We start from the raw sequence: 15,754 nt of genomic DNA, 5'->3' as shown, positions 1-15,754 counted from the left end.
AATTCAAAGGTTTTGACGCTCGCATCACATATTCTGATGTGTCAGCGCTCTTTTCACGGGCACATCCGCAAGCTATTGAAAGTTCATGCAAACCCTGCGCGCCATATATCAGGACCTGATTGAGGTCGGCACAGTTCAGCCCGATGACGCGCAGTTGAACGTCATGCCCGAATTCGAACGGATCCGAACCGAGCTCAACGCGCCCGTCAAGAAAGGGTTGTTTCGCAAGGCTCCCGAACCGCCAAAGGGTCTCTATCTTTGGGGCGGCGTCGGGCGTGGCAAATCCATGCTGATGGATCTCTTTGTCGAGCATCTGGAAGGCATTCCCGCGCGCCGAGTTCACTTCCATGCCTTCATGCAGGAGATCCATTCCGCCATGCATGAGGTCCGCAAGACCGGGGTTGAGGATGCCATTGCTCCGGTGGCTGCCGATGTTGCCGCCTCCGTGCGCCTGCTGGCCTTTGATGAGATGCAAATCACCGACATCACGGATGCGATGATTGTGGGTCGGCTCTTTCAGGCGCTTTTTGAAGACGGGGTGGTTGTGGTCACCACGTCAAACAGGGTGCCGGATGAGCTTTATAAAAACGGGCTGAATCGTGACCTGTTTTTGCCGTTCATCGCCCTGATCCGGGAAAAGATGAACGTGGTCGAATTGGCGAGCCCCACGGATTACCGCCAGGACCGGTTGGGGGGGCAGCCGGTTTACTTCACACCGGTGAACGCCGAGGCCCGTGCCGCGATGGATGCGGTATGGGATGATCTTGCGGGCGGCGAAGGCGAGGTCCTCGTTCTCAAGGTCAAAGGGCGCGACGTCGAAGTGCCCGCCTTTCGCAATGGCGTGGCCCGCGCGGGGTTTCACGATCTATGCGGTAAACCGCTGGGTCCGGGGGACTATCTGGCGCTGGCGGAGGCGGTGAAAGTCTTGATGTTGGACGGGGTGCCCGCCCTGTCGCGCAACAACTTCAACGAGGCGAAGCGCTTCGTCACGATGATTGATGCGCTTTACGAGGCCAAGGTCCGGCTCATCTGCTCGGCGGCGGCCAAACCCGAAATGCTCTATCTTGAAGGTGAAGGGACGTTCGAATTCGAACGCACCGCCTCGCGCCTGCGTGAAATGCAATCGGAAGGCTGGGGCCTTTAACGCGGCACCTCGTGCAGGACCGCCGCGAGCAGGCGCATGGTATCCAACTCTCCGAAGGGTGTGGTCAGCGCGATCGGTGCAGCGAACTCGGCCCGCGATAGGGCCGCATTCAGCGCCGCATCAATATAGACGTCGCTTTGGCCCTCAGCCAGGGTTTTGACCAGCAACTGGTGCAGAACATCGTCAGCCGTTGGATGGTGGTCAAAACGCGCGAGCGCCCGGGCCGTTGTCTGCGGCAAGTCATGGGTTTCAGCCGAGTAATCCGTCAGCCGCACGGGTTGGCGCAACAGCTGGCTGACAGGTAAATCGCTCTGCAAGTGTGTAAGCTCCGACACCTCCAGCAGGCTGATCGCAGCCCGTGACACCTGAGGGGACGGGTTGGGGGCCTTAGAGGGATCTTCAAGGGTTACGGTGGTCTTCGTCATCCCAAAGAGCGATAGGCTGAATACAGTGATGATCGCCAGGAGGCACAGGCCCGCCAAGGGCCACCATATCGCGAACGATGGCGCATGCGGCCGCGTGATCATACGACTCAAGTCCAGTTCGGAGGCGGGCCCCCGATCATCCTGTGGCATGTTGTTGACCCCCACTATGCAGCCCCTGCGCGTTATCGCGCCATTCAGGTGCATTTCTTCCCCGACGCAACATATAGGTGGGCATCTGCAAATCCGTCAATATAAAGAAGAAATCTCTAAATCTGGAGTTGTAAGATTGGGTATTTTACCCGTTTTCGCGCAGAATACTCCCGGCAAGGTAGAGGGAGCCACAGATCAGCACACGTGCATCCGGCGCCTTTGCCGCGATCCCGGACAAGGCGTTTCTTGCACTCTCTGCAATATCCGCATCGAACCCGGCGGCCCGGGCCGCGTCGGCGGTTGTCTCGGCGGGTAGCGTATTGACCTCATCGGGAATGGAAATCGCCACCAGGCCATCCGCAACCTGGGAAAGCGGGCGCAGATATCCACCGATGTCCTTGGTGTTGAGCATGCCGCAAATCAGATAGGTCGGGCGCTTGGGCAGGCTTTCGAGGTGGTCTGCAAGTGCCTGCCCCGCCGCCGGGTTGTGACCACCATCCAGCCAAAGCTCCACGCCTGGCACTGCGTCTGCCAATGGTCCTGCCACAAGGCGCTGCATCCGCGCTGGCCATTGCGCTTGCGTCACCGCTGCCTCACACGCCTCAGGTCCAATGCCCAGATGGCGGAGCACAGCGAGTGCTGCGCCGGCATTCATGATCTGATGTGCGCCGGGCAGGTTCGGACGCGGCACATCCAGCAGACCGGTTTCATCCTGATAGGTCATGCGGTCTCGTTCCGGTCCCACGTGCCAATGCTGACCGTAGGCCAGCAGCGGGGTGCCGATGCGGTTTGCCACCTCTTCGATCACCTCAAGGCCTTCGTCATCCTGTCGCGCGACAACGCAAGGTACACCGCGTTTCAGGATACCTGCCTTTTCGAATGCAATCTTTCCAAGGGTATCGCCAAGAAATTGCTGATGATCGATGGAGACGGGCGTGATCACTGTAACCGCCGGACGCGCGATGACATTGGTGGCATCCAGACGCCCGCCCAAGCCCACCTCAAGCAGGGTGTAGTCTGCGGGCGCGCGCGAAAAGGCGAGCAGTGCCGCACAGGTCGTGATCTCGAAATAGGTGATGTTTTCGCCGTTGTTCGCCGCATAACACTCATCCAGAACCGCCGTCAGGTCCGGTTCTGAAATCAGCGTCCCAGCCACCCTGATCCGCTCGTGAAAGCGCGCGAGATGCGGGCTGGTGTAGGCATGTACCTTGTGGCCGGATGCCTCCAGCCCGGCGCGCACCATCGCCAGTGTCGACCCCTTGCCATTGGTGCCCGCGATATGGATCACGGGCGGCAAATTATCCTGCGGGTTGCCCAACGCGTCGAGCAACCGCCAGACACGGTCCAACGTCAGGTCGATGATTTTCGGGTGCAGGGCCATCATCCGTGCAAGGATGGCGTCCGATGTGGCCGCGGTCATTTCTTGGCGGTCTCGGTCTCTGATGCCGCTTCGTCCTCGGACAGGGCATGCGGCAGGTCCGCGCCCGGCTCAGGCGCGGGCAGATCACCCCGCACCGCAGGGGGCAGCCCCAGCAGCATCCGCGTGATCGAAATCAGCTCATCACGCATCTTGCCGCGGTGCGTCACCCGGTCGAGCATCCCGTGATCCAGCAGGTATTCGGCGCGCTGGAAACCTTCGGGCAACTTTTCGCGGATGGTCTGTTCGATCACCCTAGGTCCGGCGAAACAAATCAAGGCGTTGGGTTCCGCAATGTGCACATCGCCCAGCATCGCGTAGCTCGCAGTCACGCCGCCGGTTGTCGGGTGGGTCAACACGACGATATAGGGCAGCCCCGCCTCCTTGAGCATCTGCACCGCAACCGTCGTGCGTGGCATCTGCATCAGGCTCAGAATCCCCTCCTGCATCCGCGCGCCACCCGCAGCGGAGAACAGGATCAAGGGACGCTTCAGCTTCACAGCCTCCTGGGCGGCGGCAATGATCGCATCACCCACATACATGCCCATGGACCCGGCCATGAAGGAAAAATCCTGCGCGGCGGCAACAATCGGGGTGCGCCCGATCTCGCCATTGGCAACCAGCATCGCCTCCGCCTCGGCGGTTTGCTTTTGTGCGGCTTTCAAACGGTCGGGATAGCGTTTTTGGTCGCGGAAATTCAGCGGGTCAGGCTTGGGCGCCTCCACCTTCACTTCCGTAAAAATACCACCGTCAAAAAGCGCGGTGAACCGATCCCGCGGCGTGATATGCATGTGATGGTTGCAGTTTGTGCAGACATTCAGATTGTCCGACACTTCGCGGTGAAACAGCATGGTCCCGCATTCAGGGCACTTGGTCCACAGGTTGTCCGGCGTCTCGCGGCGCGAGAAAATCGAATTGATCCTCGGCCGGACATAGTTGGTGATCCAGTTCATGTGGCGTTCCTTTGGCGTCCCTCAGGTTCTAATTAGTCGCCTCTTGGGCAAAGTGCAATCAGCGCCGGATTGCGAGACGCGCGGCCAGCCAGCTGACGATCATGAACCCGAAGTCCACGGGCAGCCAGGCACGCACCGCCTCCGCATCGGAGAGCGAAAACGGGCTGATGTAAAGCGCGAGCCCTGACAGATTATCCGGCAGGGCAATGATCAGAATGGCCGTGACATTGTTCATGAAATGCACCGCGATGGCAGGCGCCAACGTCCCGGCGCGCGCGGTCAGATCCGCCATCAGCAGGCCAAAAACAACCGCCCAGAGCGCGATTGCCGTGGCGTTCGAACCCGCCTCCTCCGGTACGTAATGGCCAACGCCAAAAAGCAGCGCGGGCACGGCCATCCAGACCAACGGCGAGCGAAACCGCGCCGCCAGCTGCTGTTGGATATAACCGCGAAACAGGACCTCTTCGGCACTGACCTGGACAAACACCGCCAGCAGGGAGGCTGGCAGCAGGATCAACCAACCGCCAAGGCTCATGTTGGAGACCAGTGGCGCCCCCATATCCCACGGCGGCAGGATCAATATCGCCAGATTGATCAGCACCAGAATGGCCAGTACCGCCCATAGCTGCTTCCGGAACAAAGCGGCATTGCCCAAGATTTCGGGAAAGCCCCGTTTGTGCACCACCTTGAGCGCCACTGCGACGCCCAGGGTCATGAACCCGAAACTCAGCAATAGCACGTACATCGCGAACGGCGTGGTGCCGGCGATCAGGGTTTCGGAAAAGGCCGGCGCGTTCTTCCCCTGCCAGGTGTAGAGCGTGCGAAACATCGTCTGGTTGCAGATCAGGTAGACACCCGATGCAATGATCAGCCCCATGATCAGACGCCAGACCTGCGCGGTTTCACGCGCCGGGGCGAGCAAGTGTTCATGCGCGCGATACGCGGGGCGCAATATCATCAGCAGCACCCTACGCGTCTGTACGTTCAGTGTCTTGCGTGTCCTGCGGAATGCTGACACGCGCTTCGCGCAAGAGTTCGGCAGCGCCCGTCAAATGCCCGGCCACCGTTTGCAACAAGTGCATGAGCACGGTTGGATCCGTAGCAATCACCGAACGGAACTCATCTGCCCCGATCCGCAGGAACTTGGTGTCTTCCTGGGCAATCAGATCAAGCTGGCGCGGCTCATCCAGGATGATCGCCAGATCACCAATAAGCCGCCCGGGTCCCACCGCCGTGACGTCGTGCCAGTTATCATCGTCATCGCGGTACCCCATCATCGCATTGCCGGACAGGCACAGATACGCCGCATCCGCGCGTTCGCCCATGGAGAAGATGCGCGTGTCCGCCTTCGCCTTGTACCATTGCGCGGAAAAGGCCAGCAGGCGTTGGCTGCGCGAATCCAGATTGGCGAAGAGATCGGTGCGGGAGATCACCCTGATCTTGCGGCGCAGATCGTCTGAGCCACTGTCTTCGCCGTCCTGAGTTTCCGGCTGTTCCACCCCATCGATCCGGCCGTTCTTGATGTCCACAAAGATATCGTAGGCGGTCGGATTTTCGAATTTGTCCTCCAGGAAGATCATCGTCGCCTTGGGCAGCAGGTCCCGCAGCTTGGCGCGCGTCTTCTTGCGGCTCGCCGCATCATGGCTGGCCAGAACCGTATCGAGGATCAGGATATCGGGGCGCTTGATCCCGGCACGGCTGAAGGCAGCCCGTTCCTGAAAGGCGCTGGCCAGATTGGTCCCACCGAGACCGGTTCTGATGTCCAGAATGGTCTCCGCCACCTGACGTTTCAGCTCATGCTTCGCCACGACCTCGGCCACAAGATCTTCGATCAATTCGCCCTGCACACCGGCAATCGCCGAGATGCGCCCATAAAGCGCGTTTTCCATCAGCGTCAGACGCGGCAAGTAGTTGTCGGGGGCCACCGGCACAAACATCCCGCGCATCCGCTCGCGCATCTCATCACTCTTTTCCTTGCGGATTTCGAGGATTTCTTCCTTGAAACTTTCCGGGAAACCGGGGCCGATCTGCTCAGCGGTAAAGGCAAAAGGCACCGTCAGAAGAAGGGAAAACTCCTCTTCGGTCAGCGCCTGATCGCCTTTTTCCTGACGCCGTGTCGCAATGTCCACCAACCGTTCATAAAGCTCCTCCTCGATCCCCAATGCGGTGAACAAGGGATGGTTTGTGCCGTCTCTGCCAAAAGTCTGGTGCAATGTCTCGATCAGCGTCTGCGAGATCGCAATGCCCTGCTCGGCCAGGCCCAGTTCGGATACCAGCGCCAGAAAGCTCCGCTCTGCGGCAAGGCCCTGTTGCGAGATGTCGCGTTTAGGCGAGGCAAACATCAGGTTACCACCCAGCGGGATCGAGGGGTTGAACTCATCCGGGTTGAACCGATTGACGAAGCGGTCCAGCTGTCGCTCAACCAGTTTGTCATAGACCTCGGCGCGCAGGCTGACGATAGATGCGGCCAGTTTCGTATGCGTCTCGGGATCGATGCGCGACCCCAGCATGCGGCGGAACATGAACTCGTCCAGCCCCATCGCCTCAACCAGTTGGAACCACCAGCCGCGAATTTCCTCTGTCGTGTTCAGCCCGGCCAACCCGGGGTCCACCCAATCGGCCTTGATGCTGTCGAGGCTGTTGCCGGAGCGTTTGGCCTCGATGCCGTTCCTGTCTTTCTGGTTGGGGTCCCAGAGCACGGTTTTCGGGCTGGACTTAAGCGGCATCAGCAGGTTGTCACCCAGTGTTCCGTCAAAGAGATAAGGCCGCGAATGCGCATAGCCGATGCGTGCCGCGATCACCGACTGATGCATTTCCGCCAGATCGTGCCCGGCGATGGTGACGCTGCCGCGCGCTGGCATCACCTCACGGGTCAGCACCTCGGCCAGCGCCGTGCGTTCGATCTGACTGCTGGATTGAATGGCCACGCGTGCGCCTGCCGGGATCTCCAGATTGATGTTTTCGATCACGGCATTTCCGTCCGAATTACGCACGGTGACATTGTGAATTGAAATGGCACCATCCAGATGCGGGATCTCTGTCGGTTCACCTTCCATCAGCTTTTCATCGATCATGCCTTTGGGTGCAAAGCGCTCGGTCACGATCTCCCAGCGCAGGGACATGTCCTGCACCTGGTTGTAGTAGGTCAAAAGCTCTTTCCAGGGGGAACTCAGATCCTTGTAAGCGGCGAGTGCCGCCACCAGCGCGCCCACGGTGATATCCCCGCGGATCGCCAGATACCCCCCCGCGGAATAGAAGAAAAACGGCGTCAGCTGCGTGATGAAGTTGTTGAGAAACTTCATGAAGAATTTTTTCTGATAGATCTGGAACCGGATCTCAAAGAGATGGCCCAACCGATCCGTAAACGCGGCCAAGCGGTACCGCAAACCACCATTGGTGCGCAGATCACCAATGCCGGCGGCGGTCTCACCAATCTCCGATGCAAAGTGGCGTACTTCGACAATCCGTTTCTTGTTCAGCTGGTTGATCTGCCGTTGCAGGATCGGGATCACATAGGCCTGCAGCGGGATCAGCGCGACACCCGCGAGCCCGAACCAGACGCTTTGTGCAAAGAGGAAGATCACGATGATCAGCATCTGCCCGGCCTGAAACACCGGTTGCGCCACGGCGTCTCCCATCAACCCGCCCATCGGCTCCGCCTCGGAGGTCACCATCGAGACCAATTCCCCCTGGCTGGTGCTGCGGAAATAGGCCCGCGGGAACCGTGTCATCCGGTTGATCAGCTGATACCGGAACCGCCGCAAAAGCCGCTCCGCGAGTACCCCCTTCATCGTGTTCAGGCGCATTTTGAGCAGCCCGTGCAAAAGCACAGCGCCAAGGTAGGCAAAACACAAAGCCATCAGGAATTGCGTCTGGCTCATCGTGACACCAAACACGGTCACAGTTGTGCTTTGTGCGCCGATGGCGTCGTTGATGATCCGCTTGGGCAATTCCAGCGTCGCGTAGAGGAACGGGAAGGTGAACAGCGTAAAGAACAGCAGAAACAGTTGTTCCCGCTTGGAAAACTTCCAAATGAACGCGAAGAGTGAAGATTCCATGAAACGGCTTTCGGTATGGGGCTAACGTGGGAGCCACTGCGGGTCGCCAAGCGCACTTTCGTGCGGCTTCACCCAACTTATGTCCGCACAATTCCCAATACAAGCGCGCAAACGGTCAAGGGTTGTGCATATCTGAACGCTAGAGCCTTGCAGGCCACAGGGCGGTTGGCTATTCGGGTGCAACAAATTTGAAGGGGAGAATACCCATGTCCAGCCAGCGTTTTGATAAATCCAAACTGCCAAGCCGCCATGTGACCGAAGGGCCCGCGCGCGCGCCGCACCGGTCTTATTACTACGCCATGGGCATGACGGATGAGGAAATTCACCAGCCGCTGGTTGGCGTCGCGACCTGCTGGAACGAGGCCGCGCCCTGTAACATCGCGCTGAACCGGCAGGCGCAGGCGGTGAAAATGGGTGTGAAACGCGAGTACGGCACCCCGCGCGAATTCACCACCATCACCGTGACGGATGGCATAGCCATGGGGCATGAGGGCATGCGCTCCTCGCTCGCTTCCCGCGAAGCGATTGCCGACACGGTGGAGCTGACCATGCGCGGGCATTGCTATGACGCCATCGTGGGTCTGGCAGGCTGCGACAAGAGCTTGCCCGGCATGATGATGGCGATGATCCGTCTGAACGTGCCATCGGTCTTCCTTTATGGCGGGTCGATCCTGCCGGGTCGGGCACCCACCGGTTCGGCCATCCCCGAAGATTTCGCCAACCGTGATCTGACCGTGCAGGACATGTTCGAAGCCGTGGGGCGTCAGCAAAGTGGTTCGCTCACCGAGGCGGAGCTGGAAATTCTTGAACGTGTGGCCTGCCCTTCTGCCGGGGCCTGTGGCGGTCAGTTCACCGCCAACACCATGGCCTGTGTGTCCGAGGCAATTGGCCTTGCGCTGCCCAACTCGGCAGGTGCGCCAGCTCCTTACGAAAGCCGCGACGCCTATGCCGAGGCCTCTGGGGCGGCAGTCATGAACCTGATCGAAAAGAACATCCGCGCCCGTGACATCTGCACGCGCGAAGCTTTCGAGAACGCCGCGCGCATCGTGGCATGCACCGGTGGCTCGACCAACGCGGGCTTGCACCTGCCCGCGATGGCGCATGAGGCGGGCATTGATTTCTTCCTCGAAGACGTCTGCGAGATCTTCCGCGACACACCATATTTCGTCGATCTGAAACCGGGCGGCCAATATGTGGCCAAAGACCTCTATGAGGCAGGCGGCGTGCCGGTCGTGATGAAGGAATTGCGCAAGGCGGGCCTGATCCACGAGGATTGCATCACCGCAACCGGCTATTCCATTGGCGAAGAGATCGACAGGGTCACGCTGGAGGCCGATGGCCGCGTGATCTACCCCGTCGATGCGCCGCTCTCCAAAACCGGGGGTGTTGTTGGGCTCAAAGGCAACCTCGCGCCGGAAGGGGCCATCGTAAAAATCGCCGGGATGGAACCGCAGCACCAGCTCTTCACCGGCCCTGCGCGTGTTTTCGAATGTGAACAGGACGCTTTTGAAGCCGTTCAGAACCGCACCTATGAAGAGGGTGATGTCTTTGTCATTCGCAACGAAGGCCCCGCAGGGGGACCAGGCATGCGCGAAATGCTGGCCACCACGGCGGCCCTGTCCGGCCAAGGCATGGGCAAGAAAGTCGCCCTGATCACCGACGGACGTTTTTCCGGCGCGACCCGGGGTTTTTGCGTCGGGCACGTGGGCCCCGAAGCCGCCCACGGCGGCCCCATCGCCCTGTTGAAAAACGGCGATATGATCACCTTGAATGCGATCGAGGGTACCATTTCCGTGGATGTGTCTGACGATGAGATGGCCGCGCGCAAAGCCGATTGGAAAGGGCCACGCCAAACCATCTACGGTGCCGGTGCCCTGTGGAAATACGCCAAACTGGTGGGGCCGACCTATCTTGGCGCCGTCACCCACCCAGGCGCCAAGGAAGAAGGCCACGACTATATGGCGCTTTAACGCGCCATCCCTCTGCGCGTCTTTTCCGGCGCGCAGAGCCGCCCGCTTTCCGGTTGAAAGCAACAATTCCCAAAAAATCGGCACATTGTCCGGAATTCTTGGTTTATATGTCAGCAACCCTTTCGTTAGATAAGGGCAAAGAGCGGCACAAAGGCAGTCACAGACCGATGGGCAAAGGTGGAGATACCTTCTGGGATACGGCGATTTATCGGCGGGCGTTGCAACGCTGGGCGCTGTCGGCGCGCGAGGCGAGCACCTCGAAGTTAAACGTTCTGCGCAAACAGCGCACCCGGGCACGGCTTTTGCGTGCCCATCTCGACAAGCTGATCCACACTGCTGACGCAAGGCTGGCCCTGCCGGTTGTGGGCTCCAACAGCTTCCCCAAACCACATAACGCGGATTGGGCGTGGCGACCGGAACTCTGGCGTGGTCCTTTGGCGAGCCCCGGCATCTCGTCGGTGCAGAACAAATCCATGCTGGGCGATGAGGTGACCCTGTTTCACGACTGCGGACGGTCGGAGATCACGCTGCGCCAGGTGCGCAACACGCGACAGGAAGACCTCGCACCTTATGGTTTGCGGGTCGATGTGTTCAAGTTCGACGGGTCCTTCCTGTCCATCGTCGTCGATCTGCCAGGCGCGGCGACGGATGGTCTGAAACGCATGCATATCCTGCGTGTGAGCAGCATCATTGAAATGGAAAAACCCATTGAGATCTTCGCGCGTCTGAACATCCGTCACGGGCCGAATACGGAACAGATCGTGCGCGAGTTTGATCTGAGCGACAAAGAGGTGAGCATCGAATTCGATCTGGCCTACTCGAACCTGAATGAGAAACGGATTGAAAAAGCATGGGTCGATTTCATCTTTGAAGGACCTGAGATGAACATGGTCACGCTCCGTGACACCACCTTTTCGCGCTGCCAGCGCGCACAGATGTAGGATGATGTAATGAGCCAGTGGGTGGTGACACACACCAGGATGCAAAACGGTATCTGGCAGGGATTGGTGACCGGGCCCGGCGGGGCGGCACCCGACCTCAGCGTCACCTATCTGGAAAATCCGGTGGCTGATGTGACCACCGTTGCGGCGAGCGAGGCCGACAGCTGGCTTTTGCAGATACCCGTGCCCGCCGATGCGATTTCCGATGGGGTGCAGACCATTCTGATTTCTGATCGGGAAACAGATGAACGCCTCGCCAGTTTCACTTTGATCGCGGGCGAAGCGCTTGGCGATGATTTGCGCGCTGAAGTGGACCTGCTGCGCGCTGAACTCGACATGCTCAAGCGCGCCTTTCGGCGGCATTGTGTCGAGACCACCTGATAAAAAAAGCCCCGCCAGAAAACCAGCGGGGCCATTTCTGTTCAAGCAGCCGTCAGATTATTCGACGGGCACCAATGCATTCAGACCTTTGAGGATGTCGATGGCATAGGCCAGTTGATAATCCTCTTCGCGCAGCGCGGCAGCCGCTTCTGCCTTCGCACGGTCCGCTTCGATCTGCTTGATCTCGTCGTCGGTGAGGCTGTCGTTGTTCAGACTGCCCCGCAAATCCGCCTCCGACCGCAGGGAACGTGCCGCGTTATCTTCGTCCTCTTCCTCGGCTTCGGGCGCGCGCCGTGGTTGTTCAACGACAATGTCCGGCGAAACGCCCAGCGACTGGATTGAGCGGCCCGATGGTGTGTAATACCGCGCCGTTGTCAGACGCATCGCACCATCGCCCCGCAGCGGCATGACGGTTTGCACGGAGCCTTTGCCAAAGCTCTTGGTGCCCACAACAATGGCGCGGCGGTGATCCTGCAACGCGCCTGCCACGATTTCAGAGGCCGAGGCAGAGCCACCGTTGATCAGCACGACAATCGGCTTGCCCTGTGCCAGGTCGCCTTCTGTCGCATTGAAGCGCTCGCCATCCTGAATGTTGCGGCCCCGCGTGCTGACAATCTCGCCCTCATCTAGGAAGGCATCGGACACCCGGATCGCCTGTGTCAGGAGGCCGCCGGGGTTGTTGCGCAGGTCAACGACGATGCCGTTGATCTTGTCCATGCCCCCCGCCGTTTCGATTTGCTCGCTCAGACCGGATTCCAGGTTGGTGTAGGTCTGATCGTTGAAGGTTGTGACCCGCAAGACCACGGTATCGCCCTGGGTCCGCGTCCGCACAGCCGTCAGCTTGATGGTGTCGCGGATGATCGAGACGTCAAAGGGCTCAGTTTCACCCTCGCGCACGACCGTGATCAGGATCTCCGATCCAACCGGGCCACGCATCATCTCGACCGCCTCGTCGAGCGTCAGACCCAGAACGGATTCGCCATCCACATGGGTGATGAAATCGCCGGCCTCGACCCCGGCTTCATCCGCAGGGGTGCCATCGATGGGCGAAACAACTTTGACAAAGCCCTCTTCCTGGGTGACTTCGATGCCCAGCCCGCCAAATTCGCCGCGTGTCTGTACCCGCATCTGGGCAGCATCATCCGGCGAGAGATAGCTGGAGTGGGGATCAAGCGATGTGAGCATGCCGTCGATTGCGGCTTCGATCAGCTCACCGGCTTCCACCTCTTCGACATATTGGGCGCGGATACGTTCAAAGATATCGCCAAACAAATCCAGTTGCTCGTAGACACCGCTCGACTTTGCCGCTTCCTGCGCCAGCAGGGGGCCCGCAATCTGGGTTGTGGCAACGACACCTGCGACGATACCGCCCGCTGCCGCCATGGCAAATTTTTTCATGTCTCTCTATCCATCCTTATCGGTTCGGAACCAGAGGCTCGGGTCCTCAGGCGAGTTTTGCTGTCTTACCTCTATATAGAGCGTTTCTGAGCGCTCAGCGCCAGTGTCATCACCATCTGTTGACAGCTCTGACCGATTTTCCGCCGCAGCGTCGCCCATAAGCCCCAGTGGCGCGCCCGCGTCAATGACTTCTCCGGCAGTACCGTAAACGGTATCTAAACCCGCCAGCACAAAGAGCACCTGCGCCTGCGGCTCCAGAATCACCACCTGCCCCAGATCCAACAGCGGGCCGGTATAGCGGATCGTCGCGGCGACCGGGCTGGTCACAATGGCGCGCGGCAAGGTCGCCAGAATGATGCCCGGCCGGGTGATGCCCGCAGCATCGGCCTCGCCCGCCCCCCGCAGCACGATCCCCTGAACCGGCAGCGGCAAGTCCCCTTTTTCGCCACTGATCCGGGCGGGTGCCGTGGCCCTGACGTCGACCGCAACACGTTCAAGACCGCTGGCAAAACTCTCCAGCGTTTCGGCGGAAGCAATCAGGATGGCCTCGCGCACGGGATCATTGATAAACCGCATCGGCAGCTCTGTCCGCTCCGCGATGGCCTGATTGAGAGCGGTACGCGCGTCCTGCACCTCGCGCAATCCGTCCACCAGACGACCCGCCGCATCTGTCTGCATGCCGCGCAATACCTGCAAGTCTTCGAGGTCGCGGCGCAGGTGTGAGGCGCGAGCATTCAGGGCTGGTGTCATCTCCGCCAGGAGCATGCCTGCGCGTGCCGTGCCTGTCGGCCCCCCCGGATGCAGCAGGGCCACCGGCGACGGGCCTGCGCCCATACGCTGCAATACCACCAGCAAACCGGCGATTTCTTCGTCGCGCGCCTGCAATTGCGCGCCGAGCTGCTCTTCCCGCACGGAGGCCTGTCGCAAGCCACTACGCAAAGCGCTCAACCCTTCCTCAAAGGCCTGAATTGTGCTGGTCAGCGCGCGGACACGGTCGCGTGCAGATTCCGCATCCACCAATTGTTGTGATGCCGCTTCCAGCATGTCCATCGCTGCCCGCGCGCGTTCGACATTGTCCTGCTGCGCAGCCCCCATGGTCGGCAGCATCAGCACGGCTATCAGCCAGACCCATTTCATGACAGCAAACACCGGCCAGTCATTTCCGGCGGCACCTCAAGGCCCATCAAAAACAGAACCGTGGGCGCCAGATCTGCCAAGCGACCCTTGGACAAATGCATGCCGTCCGGGCCACCCAGCACGGCAACCGGCACGGGGTTGAGCGTATGGGCCGTATGCGCACCGCCAGTCTCGGGATCGATCATCATATCGCAGTTGCCGTGATCGGCGGTCACGATCATCGCGCCACCTGCAGCCTCCAGCGCCACGACCGCCCGGCCGAGACCCTGATCCACCGCTTCACAGGCCTTGATGGCCGCTTCAAGGTCGCCCGTGTGACCCACCATATCGGGGTTGGCATAGTTCACGACGATCAGGTCATAGCCTGCCTCAATCGCGCCGACGAGCGCATCCGTCACCTCACCCGCGGACATTTCAGGTTGCAGATCGTAGGTCGCGACATCAGGCGATTTCGGCATCTTGCGGTCTTCACCGTCAAAGGATACCTCCTCGCCGCCATTCAGAAAGAAGGTCACATGCGGGTATTTTTCGGTCTCGGCCAGCCGGAATTGTTTCAACCCCTGCTGCGCCACCCAATCGCCAAGCGTGTTGACAATCTCGGGCTTGGGATAGACCACGGACATGTATTCGGAATGCGCCTCGGAATATTGCGCCATGCCCATCAGGCTGGCCCAATCCGGGCGCTTCCCGGTGTCGAAAGCGTCGAAATCAGGTGCCCCAATCGACGCCATGATCTCACGCGCCCGGTCTGCCCGGAAATTGAGGCAAAAGACGCCGTCCCCATCCTGCGCACCGCGATACCCGTCCAGAACCGTGGGCGCGATGAACTCATCCGTTTCGCCGCGCGCATAGGCTTCTTCGACGGCGGCGGCAGCTGACGCGGCCCGCGCACCCTCCGCACCGACGATGGCGCGATAGGCTTTTTCAACGCGGTCCCAGCGATTGTCGCGGTCCATCGCGAAATAGCGCCCCGTGACCGTGCCAATCCGGACGGCATCCGGCGCATTGGCCTGAAGTGTTTCAAAAAACCCAAGCGCCGAGGACGGGCTGACATCGCGCCCGTCGGTCAGCGCGTGGATGACGACGGGCACATCTGCTGCATCCAGCGCCTTGGCGGCCGCAATCATGTGATTAAGATGCCCGTGGACACCGCCGTCCGAGACAACGCCCATCAGGTGCGCGGTGCCACCGGTGCCTTTCAATTGGTCAATCAAGGCACATAAGCGTTCGTTTTTCTCGAATGTGCCCTCCTCGATGGCCAGATCGATCTGGCCGAGATCCATGGCAACAACGCGGCCCGCACCGATATTCGTATGGCCCACCTCGGAATTGCCCATCTGCCCCTTGGGCAGGCCCACATCGGGGCCGAATGTCGTCAGTGTCGCGTTGGGACAGGTGGCCATGATCCGATCCATCGTCGGCGTCTCTGCCAGCAAGGGCGCATTGCCTTCGCGACGATCACCGAGACCCCAGCCGTCAAGGATGCATAACACCACCGGTTTGCGCGCGCTCATCTGCTCATCTCCTCTGACGGGTTTGGGGGCCTTTTAACGGTTGCGGCGCGCAGGGTGAACCTCTTTCACGGGGTCTGCCTGCTTCAGGGCTGAAAATCTCCCACTCCCGTCCTGTCAGCCAGAGGTGTTGCCTCGGACCACAATTGCACCAGAGGTGGCGCTATCAACGCAATCGCCTGCACGCTCAACGCCGACGGGAGGCGCGTTCATCGACATGCAAAGCCCTGTCGAAACCGCATCATTCGGATCGATTTTTACCGCGCTGC

At 60.2% G+C, this 15,754-nt stretch carries 12 protein-coding genes; 4 read left to right on the top strand and 8 right to left on the bottom strand.

The genetic code is table 11. The features are described 5' to 3' along the window. Positions 1-85 precede the first annotated feature (85 nt). On the top strand, positions 86-1,144 hold the full coding sequence (gene zapE, locus Q1A63_RS02665) for a cell division protein ZapE (RefSeq protein ID WP_298969039.1): 1,059 nt from the start codon (positions 86-88) through the stop codon (positions 1,142-1,144). Here zapE and Q1A63_RS02660 read toward each other — a convergent pair. From Q1A63_RS02660 to Q1A63_RS02640, 5 genes are all read right to left on the bottom strand, one after another. Further along, entirely contained in the window at positions 1,141-1,569 is a 429-nt protein-coding gene (locus tag Q1A63_RS02660; RefSeq protein ID WP_298969038.1) for a hypothetical protein, read from the bottom strand. The genes zapE and Q1A63_RS02660 overlap by 4 nt on opposite strands. Before the next feature lie 295 nt (positions 1,570-1,864). Beyond that, positions 1,865-3,139, bottom strand: coding sequence for a folylpolyglutamate synthase/dihydrofolate synthase family protein (locus Q1A63_RS02655; RefSeq protein WP_298969036.1), 1,275 nt, complete (start codon positions 3,137-3,139; stop codon positions 1,865-1,867). Continuing rightward, the gene (gene accD / locus Q1A63_RS02650) at positions 3,136-4,089 is read right to left on the bottom strand and encodes an acetyl-CoA carboxylase, carboxyltransferase subunit beta (protein ID WP_298969034.1); all 954 of its coding nucleotides are present in this window, start codon (positions 4,087-4,089) and stop codon (positions 3,136-3,138) included. The genes Q1A63_RS02655 and accD overlap by 4 nt, the downstream gene beginning before the upstream one ends. A gap of 58 nt (positions 4,090-4,147) precedes the next feature. After that, entirely contained in the window at positions 4,148-5,047 is a 900-nt protein-coding gene (locus Q1A63_RS02645) for a CPBP family intramembrane glutamic endopeptidase (protein ID WP_298969032.1), read from the bottom strand. Between the two features lie 10 nt (positions 5,048-5,057). Next, a complete protein-coding gene (locus Q1A63_RS02640; protein ID WP_298969031.1) occupies positions 5,058-8,147 on the bottom strand; it encodes an ABC transporter transmembrane domain-containing protein in 3,090 nt (1,029 codons plus the stop codon). A gap of 206 nt (positions 8,148-8,353) precedes the next feature. On the opposite strand from Q1A63_RS02640, the gene ilvD reads away from it, so the two are divergent. From ilvD to Q1A63_RS02625, 3 genes are all read left to right on the top strand, one after another. Then, on the top strand, positions 8,354-10,117 hold the full coding sequence (gene ilvD / locus Q1A63_RS02635) for a dihydroxy-acid dehydratase (RefSeq protein ID WP_298969027.1): 1,764 nt from the start codon (positions 8,354-8,356) through the stop codon (positions 10,115-10,117). A 167-nt stretch (positions 10,118-10,284) separates the two neighbouring features. After that, positions 10,285-11,058: a DUF6478 family protein gene (locus Q1A63_RS02630; RefSeq protein WP_298969026.1), complete on the top strand. Its 774-nt coding sequence runs from the start codon at positions 10,285-10,287 to the stop codon at positions 11,056-11,058. Positions 11,059-11,067: 9 nt separating this feature from the next. Continuing rightward, a complete protein-coding gene (locus tag Q1A63_RS02625) occupies positions 11,068-11,439 on the top strand; it encodes a hypothetical protein (RefSeq protein WP_298969025.1) in 372 nt (123 codons plus the stop codon). Between the two features lie 57 nt (positions 11,440-11,496). Here the strand turns inward: Q1A63_RS02625 and Q1A63_RS02620 are convergent, their stop codons facing one another. The 3 genes from Q1A63_RS02620 to gpmI are packed head-to-tail and all read right to left on the bottom strand — an operon-like array spanning position 11,497 to position 15,488. Further along, complete coding sequence (locus Q1A63_RS02620; RefSeq protein WP_298969024.1) at positions 11,497-12,837, bottom strand: S41 family peptidase; 1,341 nt, start codon at positions 12,835-12,837, stop codon at positions 11,497-11,499. Positions 12,838-12,843: 6 nt separating this feature from the next. Continuing rightward, positions 12,844-13,974: a peptidase M23 gene (locus tag Q1A63_RS02615; protein ID WP_298969023.1), complete on the bottom strand. Its 1,131-nt coding sequence runs from the start codon at positions 13,972-13,974 to the stop codon at positions 12,844-12,846. Then, entirely contained in the window at positions 13,971-15,488 is a 1,518-nt protein-coding gene (gene gpmI / locus Q1A63_RS02610; protein ID WP_298969021.1) for a 2,3-bisphosphoglycerate-independent phosphoglycerate mutase, read from the bottom strand. The genes Q1A63_RS02615 and gpmI overlap by 4 nt, the downstream gene beginning before the upstream one ends. Positions 15,489-15,754 lie beyond the last annotated feature (266 nt).

Source organism: uncultured Roseobacter sp. (assembly GCF_947499265.1).
Lineage (GTDB): Bacteria > Pseudomonadota > Alphaproteobacteria > Rhodobacterales > Rhodobacteraceae > Roseobacter.
The sequence above is the reverse complement of the archived record's forward strand: the minus strand, read 5'-3'. Positions and strand labels throughout refer to the sequence as shown.